We start from the raw sequence: 2,679 nt of genomic DNA, 5'->3' as shown, positions 1-2,679 counted from the left end.
CCGCCCGACGCCGCGGCACTGCTGCGCGCGAGCCTCGCCGTGCTACGCAGGTGAGGGCCGTTGTGACGCCGCCAGGCGGCGCGCGGCCGCGTCGGGCGCTGGTCAGCCGGGGCGAGGGTAGCCGGGGCGGCGGTCAGCCGGAGCGGGAGTACGCCGGGGGGCGGGGGTACGCGGAGGTGGGACATGAGTGACGACGGCCTGGTGTCCGCCGCGGCGAGTCCCGAGGAGCGCGCCTTCGAGGCCGGGTTGCGTCCGCGCACCCTGGCTGAGTTCGTCGGCCAGCGTAAGGTGCGCGAGCAGCTTACGATCATGCTCGAGGGGGCACGGGCGCGCGGTCGCCCGCCGGACCACGTCCTGCTGTCGGGCCCGCCCGGTCTGGGTAAGACCAGCCTTGCGATGATCATGGCGCAGGAGCTCGAGGCTCCGCTGCGGATGACCAGTGGGCCGGCGATCGAACGCGCCGGGGACCTCGTCGCGATCCTCACCGCACTCTCCCCGGGAGAGGTCCTGTTCCTCGACGAGATCCACCGGATCGCCCGGCCAGCCGAGGAACTGCTCTACGCCGCGATGGAGGACTTCCGGGTTGACGTCATCCTGGGCAAGGGCCCGGGCGCGACCGCGATCCCCCTCGACGTGTCGCCATTCACGCTGGTCGGGGCCACGACTCGGTCGGGCCTGCTGACCGGCCCGCTGCGGGACCGGTTCGGGTTCACCGCCCATCTGGACTTCTACGACGCCGACGAGCTCGCCCGGGTGCTGACTCGCTCGGCCGGCCTGCTGGGGGTCACCCTCACCGCCGAGGGAGCCGCCGAGGTCGCTGGCCGGTCGCGTGGTACGCCCCGCATCGCCAACCGGTTGCTGCGCCGGGTGCGCGACTACGCGGAGGTGCGGGCCGACGGCGTGGTCACCCGCGAGATCGCCCAGGCGGCGCTGCGGATCTACGACGTCGACGGGCTCGGACTGGACCGCCTCGACCGGGCCGTGCTGGAGGCGCTGGTCACCCGGTTCGGCGGCGGTCCGGTCGGGCTCACCACGCTCGCCGTGTCGGTCGGGGAGGAACCGGAGACGGTGGAGGACGTGGCCGAGCCGTTCCTGCTGCGTGCCGGCCTGCTGATCCGTACCGCCCGGGGCCGGACGGCCACCCCCGCCGCCTTCGAGCACCTCGGTCTGGACCCCGTCACCGATCCGCTCGGCCGTACCCAGGTCTCGCTGTTTACCGAGGGAGAATGACTGTGAGAGGGCCGGTCGGCCGGGGAGCGGCCACTGAAGGTGATTGGTTCGTCCTGGGTGAGCCGTCCTCGTAACACCGGCCATTCCGGCCGGAGGAGGTCCTGCGCGCCGGGCACAACCGCCCTGCCCACCACGGGCATCCGATCGATACGTACGATCGCCGCAACACATCAGGAGGGCAGGACGTGCACGTACTCGTGGCAGCTTCGGTGACGGCCGACAAGGACGGGGGCAGTTCGATCAGCGGGCTCCTGTTCCCGCTGATCCTCATCCTGGTGATCGTCTACTTCTTCTCGATGCAGCGGCGCCGCGCCAAGGCGCAACAGCAGCAGATGTCGCGGATCGTTCCCGGTACCCTGGTGACGACCACCGCTGGTCTCTACGCCACGGTCGTCGAGCTGGAGGACGGTGACGTCCTGCTGGAAGTTGCGCCCGATGTCGTCTGCCGCTTCTCGCGCAGCGCGATCGCCCGGGTGATCAGTACGCCCGACGGAGCCGGGGACGGCGGGGAGTCCTCCGGGGAACCGCAGTCGCACGACGACGGTTCCGACGGTTCCGACGGCCCTGGTGGCCCTGGTGGCCCTGGTGGCCCTGGTGGCGCCGAGGCGTCGCCTCCCGGTGGGGACGGCGGCACGGGCGGTGAAACGACACACCCGCCCCGCAAGGAGCTATGACCGCTGGTCACCTGACCGAGCACTACCGTTCGGGGAGCGGAACGCACCCTCGGTGACATTCGTTCGGATACTTTGGGCACCGCCGGTCCGGGCAGCGGCGAGACGAACGAGCGCCGGCATACCGGCGCGTGAGGAAGGGACTCGCAGGTGGCACGCGGCTCGGCACGGGTATCCAGGGGAATCTCCGTCTGGACCCGGCTGGGGATCCTCGGCGGTCTGATCGTCGTCCTCTACGGCCTCATGGCCGCTACCGGAAACTGGAAGCCCCGGCTCGGGCTCGACCTGCAGGGCGGGACGAGCGTCATCCTCACGCCTCGTGCCACGCAGGGGAACAACGTCGACAGCGGTGCCGTCAACCAGGCCGTCGACATCATCCGGCAGCGCGTTGACGGCTTGGGCGTCGCTGAGTCCGAGGTTCATCGCACCGGCAACCAGATCGACATCTCGGTGCCCGGCCGCGGCCGCAACGACGTCGTGGATCTGGTCGGGCAGACCGCCGAACTGCGTTTCCGTGAGGTCGCCACGTCCGGCCAGGCCACCCCGGGGCCCATTCCCACCCCCACTGGGGCGGTCCCCGCACCCACGCCGGGCGCGACGGGCCAGTCGGCCCCGACGGCCAGCCAGAGCACGCCGAGCATCGCGCCATCATCCCAGGCACCCGCTGCGTCGAACAAACCGGCCGCACTCGGTGACGGTACGGGCCGCGGCCTGATCGCCCAGCCGGTGTCGCTGGCCGCCGCGGGCACGCCCGCGGTGAGCGCGGCCTCGGCTTCTC

At 71.7% G+C, this 2,679-nt stretch carries 3 protein-coding genes and 1 pseudogene; all 4 read left to right on the top strand.

Annotated elements, in window-relative coordinates:
• The coding region (locus AC08OT_RS19965; RefSeq protein WP_476603201.1) for a hypothetical protein at positions 1-191 on the top strand (191 nt) is incomplete at its 5' end.
• Entirely contained in the window at positions 184-1,230 is a 1,047-nt protein-coding gene (ruvB, locus tag AC08OT_RS19960) for a Holliday junction branch migration DNA helicase RuvB (protein ID WP_476591783.1), read from the top strand. The genes AC08OT_RS19965 and ruvB, both read left to right, overlap by 8 nt.
• 185 nt (positions 1,231-1,415) lie before the next feature.
• Positions 1,416-1,904 carry a preprotein translocase subunit YajC gene (gene yajC / locus AC08OT_RS19955; RefSeq protein ID WP_476603200.1) on the top strand — a complete coding sequence of 163 codons (489 nt, stop codon included), beginning with the start codon at positions 1,416-1,418 and terminating at the stop codon, positions 1,902-1,904.
• Positions 1,905-2,051: 147 nt separating this feature from the next.
• Positions 2,052-2,679, top strand: a pseudogene (locus AC08OT_RS19950) (protein translocase subunit SecD); the annotation flags it as partial.

Source organism: Frankia sp. CgJB1 (assembly GCF_977947065.1).
This window is presented reverse-complemented; position numbering and strand designations above follow the sequence as displayed.

Coding starts and splice junctions, on each gene's coding strand:
- ruvB (WP_476591783.1), top strand. CDS start 184: ATGAGTGACGACGGCCTGGTGTCCGCCGCGGCGAGTCCCGAGGAGCGC.